25 protein-coding genes and 1 pseudogene are annotated in these 22,443 nt (G+C 67.5%); 16 read left to right on the top strand and 10 right to left on the bottom strand.

Annotated elements, in window-relative coordinates:
* Positions 1 to 34 precede the first annotated feature (34 nt).
* The 4 genes from sufC to ACFXHE_RS40700 are packed head-to-tail and all read left to right on the top strand — an operon-like array spanning position 35 to position 2,922.
* On the top strand, positions 35 to 832 hold the full coding sequence (gene sufC / locus ACFXHE_RS40715) for a Fe-S cluster assembly ATPase SufC (protein ID WP_379390552.1): 798 nt from the start codon (positions 35 to 37) through the stop codon (positions 830 to 832).
* Positions 833 to 2,086, top strand: coding sequence for a cysteine desulfurase (locus tag ACFXHE_RS40710; protein ID WP_379390550.1), 1,254 nt, complete (start codon positions 833 to 835; stop codon positions 2,084 to 2,086). It begins immediately after the preceding gene.
* Positions 2,087 to 2,089: 3 nt separating this feature from the next.
* On the top strand, positions 2,090 to 2,563 hold the full coding sequence (gene sufU, locus ACFXHE_RS40705) for a Fe-S cluster assembly sulfur transfer protein SufU (protein ID WP_379390548.1): 474 nt from the start codon (positions 2,090 to 2,092) through the stop codon (positions 2,561 to 2,563).
* 2 nt (positions 2,564 to 2,565) lie between these two features.
* A complete protein-coding gene (locus ACFXHE_RS40700) occupies positions 2,566 to 2,922 on the top strand; it encodes a metal-sulfur cluster assembly factor (RefSeq protein WP_379390547.1) in 357 nt (118 codons plus the stop codon).
* Between the two features lie 447 nt (positions 2,923 to 3,369).
* Here the strand turns inward: ACFXHE_RS40700 and ACFXHE_RS40695 are convergent, their stop codons facing one another.
* Positions 3,370 to 4,458, bottom strand: coding sequence for an ADP-ribosylglycohydrolase family protein (locus tag ACFXHE_RS40695; RefSeq protein ID WP_379390545.1), 1,089 nt, complete (start codon positions 4,456 to 4,458; stop codon positions 3,370 to 3,372).
* Between the two features lie 315 nt (positions 4,459 to 4,773).
* Here ACFXHE_RS40695 and ACFXHE_RS40690 point away from each other — a divergent pair, with 315 nt between their 5' ends.
* The 4 genes from ACFXHE_RS40690 to ACFXHE_RS40675 all read left to right on the top strand — a co-directional run bounded on the left by ACFXHE_RS40690 (position 4,774) and on the right by ACFXHE_RS40675 (position 7,802).
* On the top strand, positions 4,774 to 5,748 hold the full coding sequence (locus tag ACFXHE_RS40690) for an NAD(P)H-dependent flavin oxidoreductase (RefSeq protein ID WP_379390543.1): 975 nt from the start codon (positions 4,774 to 4,776) through the stop codon (positions 5,746 to 5,748).
* Between the two features lie 148 nt (positions 5,749 to 5,896).
* Positions 5,897 to 6,559 carry a transcriptional repressor LexA gene (gene lexA, locus ACFXHE_RS40685; RefSeq protein ID WP_379390541.1) on the top strand — a complete coding sequence of 221 codons (663 nt, stop codon included), beginning with the start codon at positions 5,897 to 5,899 and terminating at the stop codon, positions 6,557 to 6,559.
* A 52-nt stretch (positions 6,560 to 6,611) separates the two neighbouring features.
* Positions 6,612 to 7,067: a DUF4189 domain-containing protein gene (locus ACFXHE_RS40680; RefSeq protein ID WP_354846753.1), complete on the top strand. Its 456-nt coding sequence runs from the start codon at positions 6,612 to 6,614 to the stop codon at positions 7,065 to 7,067.
* Between the two features lie 111 nt (positions 7,068 to 7,178).
* The gene (locus tag ACFXHE_RS40675; RefSeq protein WP_379390539.1) at positions 7,179 to 7,802 is read left to right on the top strand and encodes a hypothetical protein; all 624 of its coding nucleotides are present in this window, start codon (positions 7,179 to 7,181) and stop codon (positions 7,800 to 7,802) included.
* Between the two features lie 2 nt (positions 7,803 to 7,804).
* Here the strand turns inward: ACFXHE_RS40675 and ACFXHE_RS40670 are convergent, their stop codons facing one another.
* From ACFXHE_RS40670 to ACFXHE_RS40650, 5 genes are all read right to left on the bottom strand, one after another.
* Entirely contained in the window at positions 7,805 to 8,797 is a 993-nt protein-coding gene (locus ACFXHE_RS40670; RefSeq protein WP_379390537.1) for a hypothetical protein, read from the bottom strand.
* 102 nt (positions 8,798 to 8,899) lie between these two features.
* Positions 8,900 to 9,394 carry a hypothetical protein gene (locus ACFXHE_RS40665; RefSeq protein WP_379390535.1) on the bottom strand — a complete coding sequence of 165 codons (495 nt, stop codon included), beginning with the start codon at positions 9,392 to 9,394 and terminating at the stop codon, positions 8,900 to 8,902.
* Between the two features lie 30 nt (positions 9,395 to 9,424).
* Entirely contained in the window at positions 9,425 to 10,003 is a 579-nt protein-coding gene (locus tag ACFXHE_RS40660) for a GNAT family N-acetyltransferase (protein WP_379390533.1), read from the bottom strand.
* Positions 10,004 to 10,078: 75 nt separating this feature from the next.
* Entirely contained in the window at positions 10,079 to 10,987 is a 909-nt protein-coding gene (locus ACFXHE_RS40655; RefSeq protein ID WP_379390531.1) for a Ku protein, read from the bottom strand.
* 247 nt (positions 10,988 to 11,234) lie between these two features.
* On the bottom strand, positions 11,235 to 11,699 hold the full coding sequence (locus tag ACFXHE_RS40650) for an aminoacyl-tRNA deacylase (RefSeq protein ID WP_379390529.1): 465 nt from the start codon (positions 11,697 to 11,699) through the stop codon (positions 11,235 to 11,237).
* A 313-nt stretch (positions 11,700 to 12,012) separates the two neighbouring features.
* Here ACFXHE_RS40650 and ACFXHE_RS40645 point away from each other — a divergent pair, with 313 nt between their 5' ends.
* The 4 genes and pseudogenes from ACFXHE_RS40645 to ACFXHE_RS40630 all read left to right on the top strand — a co-directional run bounded on the left by ACFXHE_RS40645 (position 12,013) and on the right by ACFXHE_RS40630 (position 13,607).
* Complete coding sequence (locus ACFXHE_RS40645; RefSeq protein WP_379390527.1) at positions 12,013 to 12,273, top strand: hypothetical protein; 261 nt, start codon at positions 12,013 to 12,015, stop codon at positions 12,271 to 12,273.
* Positions 12,254 to 12,772, top strand: coding sequence for a DUF6879 family protein (locus ACFXHE_RS40640; RefSeq protein WP_379390525.1), 519 nt, complete (start codon positions 12,254 to 12,256; stop codon positions 12,770 to 12,772). Before ACFXHE_RS40645 ends, ACFXHE_RS40640 begins: the two co-directional genes overlap by 20 nt.
* Positions 12,753 to 12,959 (top strand): annotated as a pseudogene (locus ACFXHE_RS40635) (helix-turn-helix domain-containing protein); the annotation flags it as partial. The gene ACFXHE_RS40640 and the pseudogene ACFXHE_RS40635, both read left to right, overlap by 20 nt.
* Positions 12,960 to 12,968: 9 nt before the next feature.
* The gene (locus tag ACFXHE_RS40630; RefSeq protein WP_379390568.1) at positions 12,969 to 13,607 is read left to right on the top strand and encodes a DUF5753 domain-containing protein; all 639 of its coding nucleotides are present in this window, start codon (positions 12,969 to 12,971) and stop codon (positions 13,605 to 13,607) included.
* A 255-nt stretch (positions 13,608 to 13,862) separates the two neighbouring features.
* Here ACFXHE_RS40630 and ACFXHE_RS40625 read toward each other — a convergent pair whose 3' ends face one another.
* Together ACFXHE_RS40625 and ACFXHE_RS40620 are read right to left on the bottom strand one after the other, a co-directional pair.
* A complete protein-coding gene (locus ACFXHE_RS40625; protein ID WP_379390523.1) occupies positions 13,863 to 14,852 on the bottom strand; it encodes a diiron oxygenase in 990 nt (329 codons plus the stop codon).
* Between the two features lie 152 nt (positions 14,853 to 15,004).
* Positions 15,005 to 15,652 (bottom strand): nitroreductase family protein, encoded by a 648-nt coding sequence (locus ACFXHE_RS40620; RefSeq protein WP_379390521.1) that lies wholly within the window; start codon positions 15,650 to 15,652, stop codon positions 15,005 to 15,007.
* 152 nt (positions 15,653 to 15,804) lie between these two features.
* Between ACFXHE_RS40620 and ACFXHE_RS40615 the strand changes: the two genes are divergently transcribed.
* On the top strand, positions 15,805 to 16,263 hold the full coding sequence (locus ACFXHE_RS40615) for a MarR family winged helix-turn-helix transcriptional regulator (RefSeq protein ID WP_379390519.1): 459 nt from the start codon (positions 15,805 to 15,807) through the stop codon (positions 16,261 to 16,263).
* A gap of 306 nt (positions 16,264 to 16,569) precedes the next feature.
* On the opposite strand, the gene ACFXHE_RS40610 is transcribed toward ACFXHE_RS40615, so the two are convergent.
* On the bottom strand, positions 16,570 to 18,129 hold the full coding sequence (locus tag ACFXHE_RS40610) for an MFS transporter (protein WP_379390517.1): 1,560 nt from the start codon (positions 18,127 to 18,129) through the stop codon (positions 16,570 to 16,572).
* Positions 18,130 to 18,219: 90 nt separating this feature from the next.
* Here ACFXHE_RS40610 and ACFXHE_RS40605 point away from each other — a divergent pair, with 90 nt between their 5' ends.
* From ACFXHE_RS40605 to ACFXHE_RS40595, 3 genes are all read left to right on the top strand, one after another.
* Positions 18,220 to 18,651, top strand: coding sequence for a MarR family winged helix-turn-helix transcriptional regulator (locus ACFXHE_RS40605; protein WP_379390515.1), 432 nt, complete (start codon positions 18,220 to 18,222; stop codon positions 18,649 to 18,651).
* A 149-nt stretch (positions 18,652 to 18,800) separates the two neighbouring features.
* A complete protein-coding gene (locus ACFXHE_RS40600) occupies positions 18,801 to 20,396 on the top strand; it encodes an FAD-binding protein (protein WP_379390513.1) in 1,596 nt (531 codons plus the stop codon).
* Positions 20,393 to 20,749 (top strand): 4Fe-4S dicluster domain-containing protein, encoded by a 357-nt coding sequence (locus ACFXHE_RS40595; RefSeq protein ID WP_379390511.1) that lies wholly within the window; start codon positions 20,393 to 20,395, stop codon positions 20,747 to 20,749. The genes ACFXHE_RS40600 and ACFXHE_RS40595 overlap by 4 nt, the downstream gene beginning before the upstream one ends.
* Positions 20,750 to 20,882: 133 nt before the next feature.
* Here the strand turns inward: ACFXHE_RS40595 and ACFXHE_RS40590 are convergent, their stop codons facing one another.
* A complete protein-coding gene (locus ACFXHE_RS40590; RefSeq protein WP_379390509.1) occupies positions 20,883 to 22,391 on the bottom strand; it encodes a PucR family transcriptional regulator in 1,509 nt (502 codons plus the stop codon).
* Positions 22,392 to 22,443: the final 52 nt, after the last annotated feature.

Genomic DNA, 22,443 nt, shown 5'->3' with positions numbered 1-22,443 from the left:
CAACTTCCCATCCCTGCAAAGGAATTCGAATTCGATGACCACCCTGGAAATCAAGGACCTGCACGTCGAGGTCGCCAACCCGGACCAGAACGCCGAGCCCATCAAGATCCTCAAGGGCGTCAACCTGACCGTGAAGTCCGGTGAGACCCACGCGATCATGGGCCCCAACGGCTCCGGCAAGTCGACCCTGTCCTACGCCATCGCCGGGCACCCCAAGTACACCGTCACCCAGGGCACCATCACCCTCGACGGCGAGAACGTGCTGGAGATGTCGGTCGACGAGCGTGCGCGTGCCGGTCTGTTCCTGGCCATGCAGTACCCGGTCGAGGTCCCGGGCGTCTCGGTCTCGAACTTCCTGCGCACCGCCGTCACCGCCGTCCGCGGCGAGGCCCCCAAGCTGCGCACCTGGGTGAAGGAAGTCAAGGAGGGCATGTCCGAGCTGGACATCGATCCGGCCTTCGGCGAGCGCTCGGTCAACGAGGGTTTTTCCGGCGGTGAGAAGAAGCGCCAGGAGATCCTGCAGCTGGGCCTGCTCAAGCCGAAGATCGCCATCCTCGACGAGACCGACTCGGGTCTGGACGTGGACGCGCTGCGGATTGTTTCCGAGGGTGTGAACCGTTACAAGGAACGGGAGACCGGCGGCATCCTGCTGATCACCCACTACACCCGCATTCTGCGCTACATCCAGCCGGACTTCGTTCACGTGTTCGTGAACGGCCGCATCGTGGCCGAGGGCGGCTCCGAGCTGGCCGAGGAACTCGACGCCAACGGCTACGTGCGCTTCACCTCATCCGCGGCGAGCCGCGAATCAGATTCTGTCGTAGGAGCCTAAATGACCAGCACCGTGGGGACTCTCGACATCGCCAGGATCCGGGCCGACTTCCCGATCCTGAGCCGGACCGTGCGCGACGGAAAACCGTTGGCGTACTTGGATTCCGGTGCGACGTCGCAACGTCCGCTGCAGGTGCTCGACGCCGAGCGGGAATTCCTGCTCGAACACAACGCGGCCGTGCATCGCAGCGCGCACCAGCTCGCCGAGGAGGCCAATGAGGCCTACGAGGCGGCGCGCGCGGCGATCGCGGCGTTCGTCGGCGTCGGCGCGGACGAGATCGTGTACACCAAGAACGCGACCGAGTCGCTGAACGTGGTGGCCTACGCCTTCTCCGACGACCGATTCCCGCACCGCGTCGGGCCCGGCGACGAGATCGTCATCACCGAGCTCGAACATCACGCGAATCTCGTGCCGTGGCAGGAGCTCGCGCGCCGGACGGGTGCGACGCTGAAGTGGTACGGCATCACCGCCGAGGGTCGCATCGACCTGGACTCGCTGGAGCTGTCGCCCGCCACCAAGGTGGTCGCCTTCACCCACCAGTCGAACGTGACCGGCGCGGTAGCGGATGTCGCCGAATTGGTGCGCCGCGCAAAGGAAGTCGGCGCGATCGTGGTGCTGGACGCCTGCCAGTCTGTGCCGCACATGCCGGTGGACTTCAAGGCGCTGGGCGTCGACTTCGCGGCCTTCTCCGGTCACAAGATGCTGGGCCCCTCGGGTGTCGGCATCCTGTACGGCCGCCGTGAGCTGCTCGAGGACACCCCGCCGTTCATCACCGGTGGTTCCATGATCGAGACCGTGTACATGGATCATTCGACCTTCGCCCCGCCGCCGCTGCGGTTCGAGGCGGGTTCGCAGATGATCTCGCAGGTCGTCGGATTGGGTGCGGCTGTCCGGTATCTGAGCGAAGTCGGCATGGAAGCCGTTGCGGCGCATGAGCACTCGCTCATCGGCGCGGCGCTCGAAGGTCTGGGCGAGATCGACGGCGTCCGCATCATCGGCCCGACCGAGAACGTGAACCGCGGCGGCGCGGTGTCGTTCCTGGTGGACGGTATTCACGCCCACGACGTCGGCCAGATCCTCGACGACCAGGGTGTCGCCGTCCGTGTGGGTCACCACTGCGCGTGGCCGCTGCACCGGCACTTCGGTATCGCCGCGACCGCGCGGGCCTCGTTCGCGGTGTACAACACCCTCGACGAGGTCGATCAGCTGGTGGCCGCGGTGCGGAAGGCCCAGAGCTTCTTCGGAGTTGCATAAGACATGCGCATGGAGCAGATGTACCAGGAAGTCATCCTGGACCACTACAAGCACCCGCACCACCGAGGGCTGCGCGAGCCCTTCGGCGCCGAGGTGCACCACGTCAACCCCACCTGCGGTGACGAGGTGACGCTGCGTGTGCACATCGACGACAACGGCGACGTCAAGGACGTGTCCTACGACGGCCAGGGTTGCTCGATCAGCCAGGCGTCCACCTCGGTGCTCACCGACCAGGTCATCGGCCTGCCGGTGCAGCAGGCGCTGAAGGTGGTCGAGGCGTTCGACGAGATGGTCACCGGCCGCGGCACCGTCGAGGGCGACGAAGAGGTGATCGGCGACGGCATCGCGTTCGTCGGCGTCGCCAAGTACCCCGCCCGCGTGAAGTGCGCGCTGCTGGGCTGGATGGCGTTCAAGGATGCCGTGGTACGGATAGCCTCGGCCGAGGAAGCCAAGAAGACGATGGGCAACGGGGAGTAGAGATGAGCGAAACCGACCAGCAGGCCAAGGAACTCACCCCGGAGGAGATCCAGCACCTGGAGGACATGGAGGAGGCGATGCGCGACGTCGTCGACCCCGAGCTCGGCATCAATGTCGTCGACCTGGGCCTGGTCTACGGCATGGCCTTCGAGGACGGCATCGCCAAACTCGACATGACCCTGACCTCCCCGGCCTGCCCGCTGACCGACGTCATCGAAGACCAGTCCCGCAACGCCCTCGTGCGCTCCGGCCTGGCCGAAGACCTCCAGATCAACTGGGTCTGGATGCCGCCGTGGGGCCCCGACAAGATCACCGACGACGGGCGCGAACAGCTGCGCGCCCTCGGCTTCACGGTCTAGCGGGACCAGCAATCCGCCGACGATGCGGGCCGATCCGATACGGATCGGCCCGCATCGTTGTTTTCGGCTGGAGTCCATATTCATTCGGCTGACCGGAACCACTGTGCGATAGTCGGATCCAGAAAGGAGTGATCCCTGACGAGGCAAAAGGCCTGTGTCCCGCCGCTGGCTTCGACCCGCCGCGCTACCGGGCCGGCCCCGGCCATCCGCCCGCCACATCACCGCCCGCCTCCGCGGTGCGGGCAGCATGGACGACTGAGTCGTCCGGCTACCGAGCCGTGACGCCGAACCGAAAGAACGGTCGGCCCACCGTATTACGGTGGGCCGACGTCTTCACTGGGGGAGGAAGCCTTGTCCTACGGAATCATGCCCCTGTGCCGTTGGCCTGGAAGGGATTCGGCGATTCGGTTCGCACGGCCCTGAATTCGTGGGCGACGCCCTTCCCGATCATTGGTCGAGGCCTCGGTCGAGGGGGTAGCGGTCGGCCAGGGCCGTGCGATCGTTGTAGAAGAAGTTGAGGACGAGATCGTCGGCGACTCGGAACAATTCGTCGCGACCCTCGACGGCGGCAACCCATTCCATGGGCAGGGCCTCGAGGCCGTGGATGGCGCCGATGAGGTTGCCTGCCACCGCGCCCGTGGAGTCGGAGTCGCCGGAGTGGTTGACCGACAGCAGGAGCCCGGTGCGGATGTCGCCGGTGCGGTAGGTGTGCAGTGCGCAGTACACGGCGATGGCCAGGCACTCCTCGGCGCACCACCCCGCGCCGATTTGCTCCAGCCGCTCCGGGTTGGGGTCACCCAGGTGCGCGGTGGTGAGGGCAGCGGCCAGCGCGGTGATCGTTTCCGCGCTCGCGGGCATCGGGGCGAGCCGGGAGATGGTGTCCTGCACCGCGATCGGAAGTTCGGTTCCGGACAGGACGCTGTCGATCAAGATGGCGAGGGCGCCCGCCGCGAGGTAGCCGGTCGGGTGGCCATGGGTTAGCTGAGCGCATCGCATGGCGGTATAGAACGCGCGGTCGGCGCCGAATCCGGCCAGCCCGAACGGCGCCGATCGCATCACGGTCCCGCACCCCTTCGACTTCGGATTCACCGGCCCCGGCTCCCCGAACTCCAACGGCGGCACGAACCCTTCGGCCTGGCGCCGCAGCCCGGTCAGGCAGGCATTGCCCGGAGACCGCATGGCATACAGGAATCGGTGCCCCGCCAGCCACCCGTCCACATCGGCCGCAGGTTTCTCCTGCTGTTGAGTATCCCGCCACCGCAGGTAGGCGCGGCGCAACACCGGCGCGGGGTCCGTACCCGGCGGGCAGCGCAGCAGGCCCTCGGCGGTGAACAGCGTCATCTGAGTGTCGTCGGTGATCTGCTGTGGCGCGGCCGGATCCGGGCCGGGCAGGAATCCGGTGACCCCCGCCGCCCCGTACCGCCCCCGGATCTGCTGCAGCGACAGAAACTCGATCGGCCACCCCAGCGCGTCCCCGATCGCCCCGCCCAGCAGCGCCCCGCGCACCCGGTCGAACAGCCTCTCGTGATCTTGCACGCCACCCACCCTATGCGCGTCGCCTGCAGAGCCGTCACGATGCGTCGTATCCATCGGGGGCAGGACCTGGCAACGGTGGCCTGGCAAGCACGTCTATCGCGCTCGTATCCCGCTGCCGGACAGCCTTTCCGAGTCTGTGGCCGTCGGATGTCCTGACCGACGGTAGTGTCGACTACGCCTGCCGCACCGTCCAGACCCTCGGCGCGAAGGCGTGGCCGCGCTTGTCCCGGCCGGTGTTGCCGCAGACCCGCCGCTACCGTGGAGGTCGGCGTGGGCGGCTCGCGGCTACGCGTCGGTGCGGAAGCGGAGGGGCCCATGGCATTACGCAGTGCGTTCACCGAGCTGCTCGGGGTGCGGTATCCGATCGTGTCGGCGCCGATGGGTGGGTCGGCCGGTGGGGCTCTCGCCGCAGCGGTGTCCGAAGGCGGCGGGCTCGGGATGGTCGGGGGCGGCCGTGGCGATGCCGAGTGGGTCGAGCGGGAGCTGCGGATTGTCAGTGAGCGGACCGAAAAACCTTGGGGGATAGGGTTTCTTGCCTGGGGTGCGTCCCGGTCGGTGGTGGAACTGGCGCTGACGTACCGGCCGCGGGCGATGATGCTGTCGTTCGGGGATCCGCGGCCCTTCGTCGAGGCGATCCGGGCGGCGGGCGCGGTCTTGATCGTCCAGGTGACCGATATGGCCGAGGCGGAGCAGGCGGTGGCCGTGGGGGCGGATGTGATTGTGGCGCAGGGGACCGAGGGTGGCGGGCATGGTGCGCGGCGGGGGCGTACGACATTGAGCTTCGTGCCGGCAGTGGTCGATCAGGTCTCGCCGGTTCCCGTGCTCGCGGCGGGCGGTATTGCCGATGGGCGGGGGCTTGCGGCCGCGTTGACCCTGGGGGCGGCGGGGGCTCTGATCGGTACGCGATTCCAGGCCAGCATCGAGACGCTGGCGGATCCCTTCGTCGGCAAGGCCATTATCGAGGGCCGGGGCGAGAACACCGAGCGCAGTAGCGTGCTGGACATCGTGCGCGATGCGAATTGGCCGCCGGAATACACCGCGCGCACGCTGCCGCACCCGATTCTCGACCAGTGGCGCGGACGCGAATCCGAGCTCATCGGTGATGAGGGTGCCCGGCGGGCGTACCGCGAGGCGGTGGCGAGCGGGGAGCTGCCGCCGACCCCGGTGTGGGCGAGCGAGGCGGTCGATCTCATCGACAGTGTGCAACCGGCGGCCGATCTGGTCGGCGCTCTCGCCGCCGAGGCCGAGGCGGCACTCGCGCGGGCCACGGCTGGTCGTCGCCGGGAGTGACGCAGCCGGTAGTTGCCGGGAATGACGCAGCCTGTCGTAACTGGGAGTGACGCAACCGTCGTCGCCGGAATGACGCAGCCTGTCGTGACCGGGAGTGACACGGCCGGTCGTGATCGGGAACAGCCGGTTCGGACCGTAGGATTCTCCGGTGACCTATGACGACTTCGACGGGTTCGAGCATCTCGACACCTCCACATTGCCGGAGCGGCAGCAGCGGATTCTGTGCAGTATTCGCGATTGGGTGCAGCGGCACGGGTATTCGCCGAGTACGCGGGAGATCGGCGATGCGGTCGGGTTGAAGTCGGCTTCGTCTGTTTCGCGGCATTTACGCGAATTGGAGGAGCGGGGGTTTCTCAAGCGCAGTGGATCGGTGACCCGGCCCATGGATGTGCGGCTGTTCCTGCGGGCGGCCGGGCCGCAGCGGCAGCAGGACGAGAATTCGGTGCCGGTGCCCGTGGTGGGCGATATCGCGGCCGGTACGCCGATTCTGGCCGAGGAGCACACCGACGACGTGCTGTCCCTGCCGCGCGAGCTGGTGGGCCGCGGTACCGTCTTCGGCCTGCGGGTTCGTGGTGACTCCATGGTCGATGCCGCCATCTGCGACGGCGACATCGTGGTGGTGCGCAAGCAGCAGGAGGCACACACCGGCGAGATCGTGGCCGCCATGATCGACGGCGAGGCCACGGTCAAGGTCTACCGCCGCGCCAATGGGCATGTGTACCTGGAGCCGCGCAATGCGGCCTACCCGGTGATCGATGGCGACCACGCCCAGGTGCTGGGTAAGGTTGTCTCGGTCATGCGCAGGGTCTGAGCGTCTGGCATGATGACGGCCGTTATCACCTTCCATCCCCGGGGAGTATCGAATGTCGTTGCTGCGCAAGGCCGGTGTAGGCCTCGCCGTTACGTCGATGGCCGCGATCGGCACCGTGGCCGCCGGAACCGCCTCCGCGGCGGACAGTGAACCGGTCTTCGTCGCCACCTCCGGTGATCTGTACGGCGCGCTCGCGCTGTCCAAGAGCACCGGAAACGTCGCCTATGCCGTGAACTACGGCAGTTGGGACAGCGCGGACAGCACCGCCGTGGACAAGTGCGGCGGCGGCGACTGCGCGGTCGTCGTGCACTTCGCCAATGCCTGCGGCGCGGTCGCACAGGGCGCCGACACCCGCTTCGGCTGGGCGTGGGCCCCGTCCAAGGTGGAGGCCGAGTCGGCCGCCATCAACGTGCTCGGCAAGAGCGCCCCGGGTTTCCCGGACACGGGGTCGTCCTCGCCGCGCCAGGCCAAGGTCATCCTGTCGGCGTGCACCGACAACGCGAGCTGACCGATCGCGAATCACCCCGGCGCCACACCGGATTCGTCCGGTGTGGCGCTGTTTTGTTTGCCGGAGTCCATTTTCCAGCAATACGCCCGGCCGGACGGAGATGATTTCCCGGTGGACGACATCACCTACGAGGACACCCGGTTCGCAATGCACGCGGCGGCCGAACTGCTGATCGCCGGCCCGCAGTACCGCCGATTCGGCAGTATCCGCATGCGTATCGTGCTGGGCGGCTTCACCGGCATCAAGTGGCCGGTGTCGGTGACGGGCACCGATCTGGTGTGGCCACAGGGCCGCATCCGCCTGCACGGCACCTACAGTGACCTCGCTTCGACCGCCGGGTTCGCGGCCGACGCCCCGCCCGCGGGCCTGTATTCCGATGGCACCCGCATGGATCCGGACGAACCCTTCAGCGTCGACGCCGACGCCGCCACCACGGTGCACGACTGGTTCGCGGTGGGAGACACCGCATTACGGCGCTTCGCCGAGGAACAACCGGTGCTGTGGCCCGAGCACTTCGATCTGTCCGTCGCCGTCGACGAGGTGAATTACGGTGTCTCCCCGGGAGACTGGGACAACCCGCAGCCCTACGCGTACGTCGGGCCGTGGACCCGGCGTGAGGGTGAGTTCTGGAACATGTCCTTCGGGGCGATGCGCCCGCGCGCCGAGGTGGCGACGGTCGAGGGCCTGCTGGAGTTCTTCCGGGAGGGCAGAGCCCGTGCCGCGCAGGACAATTGACGTCAGCGCAGGTGCGCCTTCAGCACATCGCCGCCCTCGGTGCCGAGGATGAAGGTGTGGTCGTCGGACGGGTCGACGGCCACGGAGGTCAGCGGCTGTCCCGACAGCAGCGTGCAGCTGGTGTGGGTGACCGGATCGGCCCGCACGAATTGCCCACTGCCGGTGGCGATGTAGAGCAACCCATCCGCAGCGATCGCCAGATCGTCGGGGAGCAGCGGTGCGGTGAGCGGCGCGGGCGCCAGATCGACGGCGACACCGGCCCGGGCCGGATCGTCGATGGGCAACGCGACGATGCGTGCCGTGGGGCTCTCCAGCAGGGTCACATAGAGGATGTTCCCGGCCGCGGCGATCCCGTCGGCGCCGGATCCCTTGGCCGCCAGCGCGTTCCGGGCCCGCTCGGTCCACTCGGTGTCGAGGGTCCCGTCCGGCCGGATCCGCTCCACGGTATTGGCGGTGGTGTCGGCGACGAACAGATTCCCGGCCGCATCGAAGGCGGCCCCATTGGCCTGGCCGATCCCGGAGACGAAAACTCCAGGCTGCGGAACGGCCGCGCCGGGATCGAATCGGAGTACGCCGCCCTGGCCGGCGAGCCCGGCGAACGGTGAATTGCCGTATGTCACGTACATCAGCCCGTCTGGGCCGAGCCGGACCGCGCCCGGGCTCGACACCGGCACGCTGACGACGAGGTGACCGTCCCGGTCGTACCGCTCCACCGCATTGCGGTAGGTGCGCGCGACCCAGATGTCCCCGGCCGCGTCGAATCCCAGATTCTCCGACCAGTCGCCCACCGGCGTGCGGGTGGGCAGGCCCATCGCCAGTTCGGCGGGGGAACAGGAAACCGGTGTGGCCGTGCCGGGAACGTCGGCGGCAGTCGGACCGGCCATCGCGACGGGGCCGGCCGCGGCGACGGCCAGCAGGAGGGTCACGCCCAGTCCGGCGCGTCGTCCCCTGGGATCCGCTTGCGGCACAGCTACTTCCGATCGCGGTTCCGGCATTGCGGCGTTCCCTTCGCTGGGCGGTGGTCGCGGCCAGCGTATATCGCCTGGTCCAGCCCGGCAATGATCACCGGGCCGACATTCTCTGAGGTCAGGCGGCCGTTACGACGCGGCGGGGTGCGTGGGTAGCTGCTCGGTGGAGCGTTCCGCCAGTGCCGCTTCGACATTCGCGATGCCGGCCCGCACTCCGAGCCCGTAGCCGTCCTCGTCGAGGGCGTCGAGCCGGTTGCGGGCGTCGTCGAGGTGGCGCTGGGCGGTGTCGAACGCGCCCAGGCGCCGGTAATTGTCGGCGAGATTCAGGTGCAGCGACGGATAGAAACCCTGGACACTCAACCCCGCATGGTGGGCCTGGGCCCGCTCGTCGGTCAGCGCGTCGGCGGCATCGAGGGCCCGGATATCCCAGGTGAGCGCGTCCGCCGCATGCGCCTGGAGGTCGGCCAGGAAGTGAGCGAGCGAGACCCGGTGCAGCGGGTCGCCGCCCGCACCGATGGTGTCCCACAGTGCGGTCAGCTGCTTCCGCGCCGTCGCCGCATCACCTTGGCGGCCAAGGGTTACAGCGTTGTTGATGGCGGTCATGGTCTCGTCGACGGCGGTCATGCCCGCGACCGTAGCGTCAGGGTCCGACAACTAGCGGGCGGGCCGCCCGTGCCGCCCGTCCCCGGTGATCCGGCCGCGCCGGATGAGATCGCGCTTGGTGCCGGGTCCGAGGGTGACCTGCTCGTCGGCCCCGGCCACGGCCTCGTCCGGATTGGGCCGCACGAACAGTGTCACCGTGGTGCCCTCGGTGAACCCGTTCCTGCGCATCATGGACGCCGAGGCCGTGTTGTGGTTCTCCACGTCGGTCACGATGCGGGCCGCGCCGTGCCGGAAGAGCAGATCGCAACACGCGGTCATGAGCCGGCCCGCGACACCGCGCCCCTGCATATCGGGCGCCACGGCGATCCACTCCAGGTACGCCCAGTCCTCGCGCAGCTCGAATTCCATGGAGGCCAGCACGAATCCGACGACCCGATCCGAATCCACCGCCACCCAGCAGGACCGTCCGGCACTGTCGAGGTGCTCGGCCACCGAGGTCAGCGACCACGAGGTGTAGGGCTTGGCCTGGGTGTCGAACACCTGGTAGCCGAGGTCGATGACCTGACGCAGATGCCCGAGCCCCATGGGCACGACGGCGATATCCGGATGGCTGGATATGTCGGAATCCATGCCCGACAGTTTGCCAGGTGGGTGCTGGCTACCCGGGCGTCCGCCGGGTGGCGAGGCCGCGCGGGTGGCGTGCTATCAGGCGCCCTTGCGGGTCTGTTTGGCCGGTGCCTTCTTCGCGGCTTTCTTGGCGGGCTTCTTCTCCGCAGTCGCCTTCGCGGCCTTGGTGGCCTTGGCCGGCGCGGCCGGTGCGGTACCCGCCTTGCGTCCGGAGGCTTCGAGGCTGCGCTGCAGGGCCGCGACCAGGTCCACGACCTCGGCATCCATTGCCGGAACCGCCGCCTCGGGCGCCCGGGTGACCTTGCTGGAACCGCTGGCGATCGCCTCGTCGAGCAGTTTCTTCAATTCGATCTGATATTCGTCCACGTACAGGCTGGGATCGAAATCGTCGGACAGCGTGTCGACGAGCGTCTCGGCCATCTGCAATTCCTGGGACTTCGGCTCGGTCACGCCCTCGAGCTTGTCGAACGCCACCGCCCGCACCTCGTCCGGCCACAGCAGCGTCTGCAGCACCAGCACCCCGTCACGCACCCGCAGCGCGCCGAGCCGGGTCTTCTGGCGCAGCGTGAAATGCACCAGCGCCACCCGGTCCACCTGTTCGAGGGTCTTCGCCAGCAGCACATAGGCTTTCGGCGTGGTCGAATCGGGTTCCAGGTAGTAGCTCTTGTCGAAGAGAATCGGATCGATCTGCTCCGACGGCACGAATTGCAACACTGGAATTTCGTGTTTCTCGGCCGCCGGAAGTTTGGCGAAGTCCTCGTCGGTGAGAATCACCCGATCCCCGTCGGGTGATTCGTAGGCCCGGTCGATATCGGAATACTGCACCGGCTGCCCGTCCACCGTGCACAACCGCTCGTAGCGAATGCGCCCGCCATCGGCGGCGTGCACCTGGTGGAACTTGATGTCGTGGTCCTCCGTGGCGGTGTAGACCTTCACGGGGACATTCACCAGTCCGAACGCGATGGAGCCCTTCCAAATGGACCGCATTTGGCCAGAGTACGTCGTCCCAGGTCAGCGTTCTACCGTACCGCGCCGGGACCTGCGTGTTCGCCCTGGTCGTTGATGGTTGTTGGTGGCTGCCAGTGAGCGTCTGACGGCTTGGGCCCGCGGACCCGATGCCTAGTGCCGCTACAACGTGCCGTCCGGCCCGCATGCTCGCAGACTCTCGAGAACGGCTAGGAACCCGGTCCACTACCTGCGGTCATGCAAAGGTTGCCGCTCGAGACACGATGCCCTACATCCTGTACGAAAAATGCGCGACCTCGGCCGTTTCCATCAGCAACAGGAATTCGCGCTGCTCCATATGGATGAGCGCCTCGTGATCGCCGGCCTCGAAATAGACCTCCGGTTCCAGCGCCAGATCCTGCTCGAGGAACGTCTGCATACCGTAAGCCATGCAGACCGGCGGCACCGCGCCCGTGTCGCAGTCCGTGAACAGCCCGCTCAGCTCAACTTCCTTCGCCAGCACCAGATGCCGGCCGGTCCGCGCCCAGAGATCGGACAGGCGCACCGCTTGCGTCGCCGGCAACACGGCTGCGACATAGCCGTTGTCGTCTTCGAGCAGCACGGTTTTCGCGAGGCGATCCGCGGGGATGTCCGCCGCCGCGGCCGTCTGCATGCTCGTATCGCTATGAGGGTGGTTCACGACTTCGTACCGCGAGGACTTCTGACGCAGGCAATCCTGCAGGGTGGGAGACATGGACATGGCACACCTCGTCTCAACGTCTCGGGTGAATATTGTGTTTGTGCCGGTGTCGTTCAGCATAGATCGCATTCGCGCGGATGGAATCACCTTGCACCTCGGATCGCATCGAGCCCTTCGGCCGGAGAATCCAGAGGCGATGAATCGTGTGTGTGTCGTGTGCGCATTTCGCCTCGAAAGCGAGTCGTGTGCGATTGGCTGTCGTATGGTCTCGGTGACACGCGGGGAAGCGCGTTGGCGAGGCATCTTGCAAATCTGCTTATAGGTAGCTGACCATGCCTGATTGGAGTGAATTCATATCGGGACGCCTATGTCCATAGGGAATGCTGCGAATGGCACGAATCAGCATATTTTAGCGGGGCTAATGTTTCTGCACCCCGAGCTCGCCCGCTACACCTCTCCGACTCTGTACCGCACCGATCGTGGTTCATGGGTGGTACAGGGCTGGGTGATCGACGATCCGGCAACGCTGGCGCAGATGGATATTCCTGCCGGCGAATCGTGCGTAGAGATTCCGGACCGGCTGGTTCCGTTCTTCGAACAGGGAGACAGTGACTCCGATAAGCGATGACGACTTCGAGCAACTACTGTTCGAATTCCAGACGGAGTCCATCCATCTGGAGACTCGGGACGCCTACGGCACCGTGGTAGAGCTGCCGCACATGGCGCAGTGGACGGCCGGCGAACCAGACGACCTGGAATGGCTCCAGGGCTGGTGCTCAACGCTGAGAGAACACACTGCCGCGGGGAAGTCGATCCGGCGAGCGCGCATCGTCTCGGAACCGCTCAGCGACTACCAGAGGTGGTCGTACAGCATAGCGTGGCCGATGGTTGATGCCGGCGAGGATATCCGCTGGACGCCGAGGCGTCTGGTCTCGTCGATTGCCATGCCAGGCAACGACTTCTACCTGTTCGATGACCGCCTTGCCGTGTTCCTTCACTACGCAGGCAACGGCCTGGGAACCGGCAAGGCCGCATCGACAGACCCCGCCGATATCCAGCTGTGCCGCACGGCATTCGAGGCGGTGTGGAAGCTGGCGATTCCTCACCATGAATACCAGCCCTTCTAGCTCAGCGCAGGAGGCGCGACGGGCACTCGGAGCCAGGCTGCGGGATATCCGCAGAGATGCTGGTCTCAGTGCCCGCCGCCTCGCTGATGCGACACAGCAGCACTACACACGTGTCTCCAAGATCGAGAACGGTATTCGGGCACCGACCGACCATGACATCAGGGAGTGGTGTCGCGTCTGCGGCGCCGAGGACCAGGTGGCCGATCTCATCGCGACATTGCGGGTAGCCGATTCGGCCTACCTCGAGTTCCGGCGTCAGAGCCGAGCTGGCCTGAAGCGAATTCTCGGCGCTCACACCCAGCAGCGATATGAGGCGACGAAGGTGTTCCGGATCTATGAGCACAACGTGATCCCGGGCCTGTTCCAAACTGCCGAGTACTCCGCCGCCATGCTGTCGTTCTGGATTCGGTTCCTGGGCACACCAAACGACATCGATGCCGCGGTCGCCGTCAGGATGGAGCGTCAGCGCATTCTGCAGCGAGGTGGCAAGCGGTTCGTGACGGTGCTCGAGGAACAAGCGCTGCGAACGTGGTTCGGTGACGCCGAAGTTCAGGCGGGGCAGCTCGGACGGCTACTCGAGTTGATGTCGCTACCGAACATTTCGCTCGGCATCATTCCGCTCATGCGAGAACGCGAGGCGGTCGCATCAGCAGGGTTCTGGATCTTCGATGATGACCTCGTCGCTCTTGAAACGCCGACCGCGAGCATTCAGGTCACACAGCCGACGGAGTGCAACCTATATGTGCGCATGTTCGAGGTACTGAAACAGGCTGCGGTCTACGGGCGGGATGCGCGCGCGCTGATCCTGAAAGTGCTCGCTGAGCTTGACGATTGACTCATGGCCGAGCAAGTCCAATCAGTAGCGGTCGTCAACGTCGGCGAACGACGTTCCGATTATGGTAGACGCCGAGGCCCCTACGCACGAGCAATCTGGAATATCGGACCGCCTCTATGGCCTTTGGGCTGATTGTTTGTCGGTCCTGGTGTGGGCCTTCGGTATTCGCGATTTCGAGCTACCGAAAGCCCTTCCAAATGGACCGCATTTCCCGATCGTACTTCGGACGGGTGATTCCGATGGGTATCCCCGGGGTCAGGCGGCCCGGCGCTCGGGCTCGCTGCGGTAGCGGGATTGGTCGCCGTCGATGTGCAGGAGCTTCCACAGCCGCTTGGTGACCGGATTCATCAGGCCCAGGTCGTCGGCGAGGGAGCGCATGTCGCCGAAGTATCCGGAGAGGATTTTCGACGCGGTGGGGGAGCGCCAGAACGCTTCCTTGATGACCTCGCGGGGGATGTCGAAGGTGCGGGCGAATTCCGGTGGGGGAGCCATGATCTCGCCGGCCAGCCATCGCATGGCGAGCGGGAAGGCGATACCGCAGACATTGCGATACAGCGGATTGAAACCCGGCACATGCTCTTTCAGGAACTCATTGGCAAAGGAGATGTGCCGGGCCTCCTCGGCGATATGGATCTCCATGCAGCGCACCACCGCGGGCGGCAGCTTCGCGCCATTGCGGATGACCGCCTTCTGATAGTGGTCGATCGGTTCCTCGCCGCCGAGAATGCCGATGAACAGAATCGGCCAGGCATAACCGCCGGCCACGCCGATGAACGGCGACAGTCTCCGGAAGATGGGCCGCATCCCCGGGACGTCCACGCCGATCCGGTTGACCAGCTCCTGGAACATCTGGATGTGGTTGCACTCCTCGGTCATCTCGTGGAGGCAGTAGCGGAACTCCGGCGACCCGTTGGGCAGCTTCATGATGTACTGCATCATGCCGCGGATCAGGATGCTCTCGAAGGCCGCGCCGACCTTGATGGCATTGGCGATCCGCCACCGCCCGATCTCGATCTGCCGGTCCAGGGGCAGGTCCTGATACCACTGCGTCGCGCCGAGCGGATCGATGTCCGGCTGCAGCACCCATCGCGGGTCCTGGGGGTCGATCGCGAATTCGGGTGAGTCCCAGGCGATATCGAGATACGGATCGAATCGGCGGTACACCGATCCCTCCGACAGGGTGTGCAGCACATCCGCATAGTCTCGTGCCGCCGGAACGGAGCCCGACATCGTCGTCAGAGCCATCATTGCCTCCTCGTCTCTGCGCCGCGCCGCCCGGAAGCCGAAGCCGAGGCCGCTCCTGTGCGGTGCAACACACTCCAAGGTAAGTGCTAACTAGGGTTACAGACAACCCCGAAATGCCCGCGTGCCCCAGGATTCGCCCGGTGCCCCGCCCGTCACCAGCGCTGCCAGTGCAGGACCCGGTCGCGGGGGACGCGGACCGCGGGCTTGAACTCGGTGCCGAGCGTGAAGGCCAGCGGCAGGAACGCGGCGAGCATGACCTCGTCGTAGGGCACGCCCAGGATTGCCGACAGTTCGCGCTCGAGTGGAGCCTGGGCTGTGGTCCACACGGTCCCGAGACCGCGGGCGCGGGCGGCGAGCATGAAACTCCAGACCGCGGGAAGGATCGATCCCCAGGTGCCGGACTGGATTTGGACCGAGGCGGCGTCGGTGCGGCCTTCGACGGCGGGGATCACGAACGCGGGCACGCGGTGAATGTTGTCGGCCAGATGGCGCACGCCGTCGAACACCCGCGCCATGCTGCCCGGCCGGATGTGCATGCGCGCCAGGTCGTCCCGCGACAGCGGCGCGGCCTCGCTGAGCGCGAGCGCCCGCCGGAAGATCTCGGCCACCTCCCGGCGCTGCGCGGCCTCGGTGACCACCAGGAAGTGCCAGCGCTGGCGGTTGCGCCCGGTGGGCGCCTGGGTGGCGAGATCGACGCACTCCTCGATGAGGTCGCGCGGCACCGGCCGGTCGAAGTCCAGGCGGCGACGCACGGCCCGGGTGGTCGACAGCAGTTCATCGGGGGAGAGATCAAGCGTCATGGCAGCTCCTGAGGCCCAACGGGTTCCGAATTCGTCTGCGCGAAAATCATCTGCGCACAGACGATTAGACCGTAGGCGCGAGAATCGTCTGCTGTCAAACGATCTGTGCGCAGACGGTTTTGGTAGGCTGGCCGTGATCGAACGAGGAGACCATGCCTGCCGCCAGACCGTCCTACTTCCCGGCTCTCGCCGCCGAACGCCCCGATATCGCCCTCTGCCGCGCCTCCGCCGCAGTGGCCAAGGCCGGTGAAGCCCATGCCGCCGCAACGGAACTGGGGGTTGGACAGCATTTGGTGCTGAAGATGCTGGACGCGGTCGGCGACTGCGCCCAGCAGACGCTGGCCGCCGAACTCCGCATCGATCGCAGCGTCATGGTGACCGTCTGTGACGACCTGGAGCGATCGGGCTACATCCGCCGGGAACGCAACCCGAAGGACCGGCGCTCGTACGCGGTCACCATCACCGCGGCCGGACGGGAGCGGTTGCGGACCGCCGAGGTCGCGATCCCGGGCTTCCTGGCCGGCGCCTTCGCCGCGCTCACTCCCGAGGAACGGGTCCAGCTGACCACCTTGCTCGGGAAGCTCCTCGCTACCGGAGGGGTATCCGAGTAGTAAACGTTCCACCGGTGCGCGCGTGCGTGATTCGCGCGTGGAGGGATATCCGTCGAGCCGGGTTGCCCGAGGCGCTGAATTTCCCTGTCCCGGACCGTCTTACGAGGTAGGTGGCGCGAGCACCGTGCCCTCGGAACAGGAGGAAGCCGACCATGTCGATCCGGAAATCGTTGCAGCAAGCACGGCGCGTGCACTCGAAACTGGTGCAGGCCCATCGGGGTCGGGATGACGAGCGCAGCGCCCTGCACCGCCGTCGGGTGGCGCAGGACGCGTGGCGTGGCGCTCGGTGAGAGCGGGCCGGTCGGCTCAGTTCCGACCGGCGGCCGCGAGGGTCGGCTCCGGCTCCGGGGTGGGCGGGGTGGGGCGGGGTCGCAGGGTGAGGGCCAGGACGACGGCTCCCGCGAGCGCGAAGACCATGGTCCAGACACTGCCGACGTGCATGGCGTGGATGAAGGCGTCGTCGGCGGCGTGGGACAGGTCGGGGCGGTTGAGGGCGGCGGCCACATGGCGCGCCTGTTCGGCGGATACCTGGGCGGGTTCCCGGGCGGCGTCGGGCAGGCCGGTGAGCGCGGCCTGGATGCCGGTGCGGTAGGTGATGGCCATGATGGTGCCGCCGAGCGCGATACCCAGGACACTGCCGGTTTGCCGGACGGTATTGGTGACGGCCGATCCCGCGCCGGCGCGGTCGAGCGGGAGAGTGCTCATGAGGGCGCTGGTGACCGAACCGATCACCATGCCGATCGAGAAGCCCTGTGCCGCAGCCAGTGCCACGTTCCAGATGATGGGCGTGTGCAGTCCGAAGAAGACCGCGCTGCCCATGCAGAGCGCGCCGACGGTGAGGGCGGTCGCGGTCACCGCGCGCAGGGAGAAGCGACGGACCAGGCGGACGCCGAGCGGACCGCCGATGATGACGCCGACGGCGGCGGGGGAGTTGATCAGACCCGCGGCGAGCGGTGAGAAGCCGCGGGCGCCCTGGAGGTAGAACGCGCCGTAGAAGCCGGCCGCGGTCATGGCCAGGAACAGCAGGCCCAGGGCCGCGTTGCCGCCGCCGAAGACCCGCTGCGCCAGCAGTCGTGGATCGAAACTCGGCTGCCCGGAACGCAATTCGACGACCACGAACGCGGCCAGCAAGGCCAGCCCGGCGGCGATGGGCGCCCACACCTGCACCGGCGTCCACGCGGCGACCTGGCCCGCCCGGATGAGCCCGTAGGCGAGGGCCGCCAATCCGCTCACCGACAGCGCGAGTCCGCCGAGGTCCAGCGGCCGCGGCGTCGGGCTGTGGAAATTCGGGACCAGTACCGCGATCCCGATCAGTGCGACCGCGACGACGGGCACGTTCACGAGAAACACCGAGCCCCACCAGAAGTGGTCGAGCAGCACCCCGGCCAGCAGCGGCCCGGCCGCCAGTCCGACCCCGGCGGAGGTCGAGAACAGCCCGATGGCCGATGCCCGCGCCGGACCGGTGAAGGTCCAGGTCACCGTCGCCATGGTGGCGGGCATGATGAGCGCGCTGCCCACGCCCATGACCGCACGGGCGGCGATGAGCCCGGCGGGATCACCGGCGTAGGCCGCCCAGACCGAGGCGGCGGCGAAGACGATCAATCCGGTGACGAGCACGGTCCGGTGCCCGTAGCGGTCGCCGAGCGCCCCGGCGGTGAACATGAGCGCGGCGAACACGAGCGTGTAGGACCCCGAGGCCCATTGCAGCTGAGCGGGATTCGCGCCCAGCCCGCGCACCGGATCGGCGAGGGTCTCGAGCGCGGTGGCGAGGATGGTGTTGTCCAGCCAGATCAGCAGGGAGGACAGCAGGAGAACGGCGAGGATGAGCCGCTGCCGGGATCTCGGCAGCGTCGCGGGCACGGTCATGGATGCCTTCGATAAGATTGGTAGGAACCTGACGATTGCCAGTGTGCGTGATTGTCAGGAACCTGTCAATCTTTGGAAAGGGTTGTCGCGGTGAGCTGTTCCGGATCGCAGGATGGATCCCTGACCTTCATGGTCCGCACGGTGTGGTTGAGCATGCGTTCCGCCATCGGTGAGGAACTCAAGGATTTCGGCCTCACGACCTCGCAGTACGCGACGCTGATGATGACGCAGAGGCAGCCCGGGAAGTCGGTCACCGATATCGCCCGCGATGTCGGCAGCACCCGGCAGGCCGCGAACGAGATGCTCGGCGGGCTGGAGAAGGCGGGCCTGATCGAGCGCCGCCCGCACCCCACCGACCGCCGGACCCACCAGATCTACGTGACCGACGCGGGCCGCGCCATCTACACCGAGGCCCACGCGGCGGTCGGACGCCGCGAAGCCGAACTGGAAGCCGGATTCACCCCCGAGCAGCGCGCCGCGGTGCGGGAGTGGCTCAGCGGCATGGCCGAAGCCTGCCGCTGACCCGCGCCGATCCCGCCGCGAGACGCAAGCGGCTTTCCACGATATGGAAAATTTCGCCGCCAAAGGATCGTCCTGATTCGAACCCTTCGGTGAGTACGACCGGCCGCCTTACCGTTCCGGACACCAACTCTCCCGGGAGGAACGTGCCGATGAGCGAACCATGGCAGATCAGTACCGACGTGCTGGTGATCGGCGGCGGGCCCGCCGCGTGCTGGGCGGCGGTGCACGCCCGGGAAGCGGGCGCGGAGGTGGTGCTGGTGGACAAGGGCTACTGCGGAACCAGCGGCGCCACAGCGCCTTCCGGCACCGGCGTCTGGTACGTCGCGCCCGAGGCCACAGCCCGCGCCAATGCCAAGGCCGCCCGGGAGGCGCTGGGCGGGCATCTGGCCGACCACTACTGGATGGATCGGGTCCTCGACCAGACCTACGCGAACATGAACCGGCTGGCCGTCGAGGGCCGGTACCCGTTCCCAGTGGATCCCGGCACCGGCGAGCCGGTGCGCACCGGCGTGCAGGGGCCCGAATACATGCGCCGGATGCGGGCCTGGGTGAAACGGCTCGGCGTGCGGATCCTCGACCATTCACCCGCGCTGGAACTCCTCGTCGATGCCGAGGGGGTGGTGCGCGGGGCGGCCGGCTATCGGCGGCAGGCCGAGGAGGACTACCGGATCACCGCCGGCGCGGTGGTGCTGGCCACGGGCGGGTGCGCCTTCCTGTCGCGGGCGCTGGGCACCAATGTCGACACCGGCGACGGCGCGCTCATGGCGGCCGAGGCCGGCGCCCGCTTCTCGGGCATGGAGTTCTCCAATGCCTACGCCATCGTGCCCAAGGGCTCGACCATCACCAAGACCGCCTACTACGGCTATGCCACCTTCTTCCACGCCGACGGTCGGGTGCTCGAGGGTGCGGGCTCCGCCAAGGGCCGGTCGGTCATCGCGCGAACCCTGTTGTCGGAGACCGTGTTCGCGCAGCTGGACCGCGCCGACGCCGAGGTGCAGGCACGGATGCGGCTGGGCCAGCCCAACTTCTTCCTCCAGTTCGACCGGCGCGGGATCGACCCGTTCACCGACCGCTTCGAGGTGGATCTGCTCGCCGAGGGCACGGTGCGCGGAACCGGGGGCATCGATATCGTCGACGATGACTGCGCGACAACGGTTCCCGGTCTCTACGCGGCGGGCGACGCCGCGACCCGGGAACGAATCTGCGGTGGATTCACCGGCGGCGGCAGCCACAACTCGGCCTGGGCCATGTCCTCGGGAAGCTGGGCGGGCCGGGGCGCGGCGGCCTTCGCCCGGCGATCGGGGCGCGTCGATCCCTCCGCTGTCCACGGAGCCGGACAGGTCGGATTGCGGCCGGAGACAACGGAATCGGTGTCCGCCGACGAGGTCGTGTCGGCCGCGCAGTGCGAACTCATCCCGTTCGAGAAGAACTATCTGCGTCACGGTGACCGCATCCGCCCCGCCCTGGCCGAACTGGACGAGCTCTGGGAGCGGGCCGCGCGGGGGCTCGGCGGCGGAACCGGTGCCGAGCGGATCCGGGCCCGGCAGGCCGCCGCTATTACCGCGGTTGGCCGGCTGATGTACCGATCCACGCTGGCGCGGAAGGAAACTCGCGGTATGAGCAAGCGTGCCGACCATCCGGACCTGGATCCGGCGCAGCACCACCACATCCTGTCCGGCGGCCTGGACCGGGTATGGACCTCGACCGCCGCGGCCACCGGTCTCACCTCGGCGGTGGCGTCGTGATCGAACTGGTCCGCGCCGACGACTGCATCGCCTGCGACAAGTGCGTCGACGTCTGCCCGACCGATGTCTTCGACCGCACCGACAGCGGAATACCGCTCATCGCACGGCAATCCGACTGCCAGACCTGCTTCATGTGCGAGGCGTACTGCCCGGCCGACGCCCTCTACGTCTCACCCGAGGCAGCGCCGCTCGCGGACCGCAGCGCGATCCCCGAATCCCACATCGGTCGCTACCGTGAGCAACTCGGTTGGGGCCGGGGCCGCACACCGGGCAGCCTCGTCGCCCTCGGCCCGGCCCTGCCGCACGGCGCTCTGCCACCGCGGCTGATCGAGCCCGGTCGACTGGTTCGATGAGTGGCCGCCGCGCACACTCGACGCGCTGCTGCCCGCACTATCTCCGGCCGAGATGTACCCAGACGAGCTGATGTGCCGATTACGGTGTCCGGCACAGTGATCGGAGATCGCGCCCGTTGATCCGGGCATGCGGTCACCGCAGGGCGAGGGCGAGGAAGAAGTCGACGCGGTCCTCGAGCCTGGACAGGTCGCGGTTGGTGAGTTCCTCGATGCGCTGAATGCGGTAGCGCAGCGTATTCACGTGCAGATGCAGCAGATCCGCGCACTTGGTCCAGGAGCCTGACACCTCGAGGAAGGTCTCGAGGGTGTGCACGAGATCGGCGCGATTGTCCTGGTCGTAGACCCGCAGCGGATCCAGCAGCCGCACCCGGAACATGCGCCGGACCTCGTCCGGGACGCTGGCCAGCAGCAGCATGTGGGTGGCGAGTTCGTCGTGGCGGACCACGCTGGTGGGCTGCTGCCGTTCGGCGGCCATGCGCCGGGCGTAGCGGGCCTCCTCGACCGCGCCGCGCAGCCCCTCGCCGTCGACCGCGCCGCTGATGCCGACCGAGAGCCGGCTCAGTTGCAGCCCGGGTTCGAGGGCTTCGATGGCCCGGTGGATGCGATCGTCCAGGGCCTTGTCGTCACCGAGGGCGACCAGCAGGATGACCTCGCCGTCGACCACACCGACGGCAGGGCTTCGGCCGTAGAGGATTTCGCGCAACACGGCGCGCAACTCACCGGGCCGCACGGCCCCGGAGTCCGCGGTCGCGGCGACCGCGAGGTACCGGTCAGACAGTCCCAGCCCGGTCAACTCCAGCCGGGAGATGATGTCGGCGGATTTGGCGTCGGACATGATCAGCTCGATCAGTTCCTGGGCCAGCCGCCCCTCGGCGCTGTGCCGATCGTCCTGCCGGGTTCGTTCGAGGGACACCACCGCGGCCAGTTCCCCGATGAGGGCCCGCCGCTCCTCGGGCCAATCCTTGTAGTCGCTCTCGAACACGAGGAACCAATCCGCGATGCGCGAGGTTCCGTCGGCGTCCACCGCGAACAGCGAGTACCGCACCTGATCGTGGGAAAGCACATGCGGCAGCCGCCGCGCGCCCAGGAACGCCGACCGCACCTGTTCGGGGAGGTCCCGGGTCGGCCCGGCCACCACGCGGCCGAGTGCGGACACCACCCAGCAGCGCGTGCCCAGCGTGCGATGCACCAGGTCGAGCACCGAATCCAGCCCGCCGCCGGACACCAGCTGCCGGTGCCGGTCCAGGATCGCGCTGAGGTCGGCGGCCCGTCCGGACGACAGTTTCCGGTTGATCTGCTCGGTGACGGTGGCGAAGGCGATATGCTCCTCGACCCGGAACAGCGGGATTCGGTGTTTCTTACAAGCCGCGACGAGATCGTCGGGCGCTTCGCCGTACAGCGCGTCACCCGCGGCGAGCGCGGCCACCCGGGCGCGGGCGAGCGCGCCCACGAAGGTCTCGCTGTCCTCGGGGGAATGCCGCCATTGCAGCCCGGTCAGGACGAATTCGCCGCCGGAGAGGTATCGACCGGGATCGAGCATGTCGGTGGTTACCACCCAGCGTACGAAGCGGTCCAGCTCGTCCTCTCCGGTGACGAGCCGCAAACCCAGATCGTGCATGGTGAGCAGGGAACGTAACCGCATGATGCCCGAGGCTAACAGTCGGTGACGGCCCGGTTACCGAACTTGGATGTAA

This window comes from Nocardia sp. NPDC059229 (assembly GCF_042754165.1).
In the GTDB taxonomy this organism is placed as follows: domain Bacteria; phylum Actinomycetota; class Actinomycetes; order Mycobacteriales; family Mycobacteriaceae; genus Nocardia.
The sequence above is the reverse complement of the archived record's forward strand: the minus strand, read 5'-3'. Positions and strand labels throughout refer to the sequence as shown.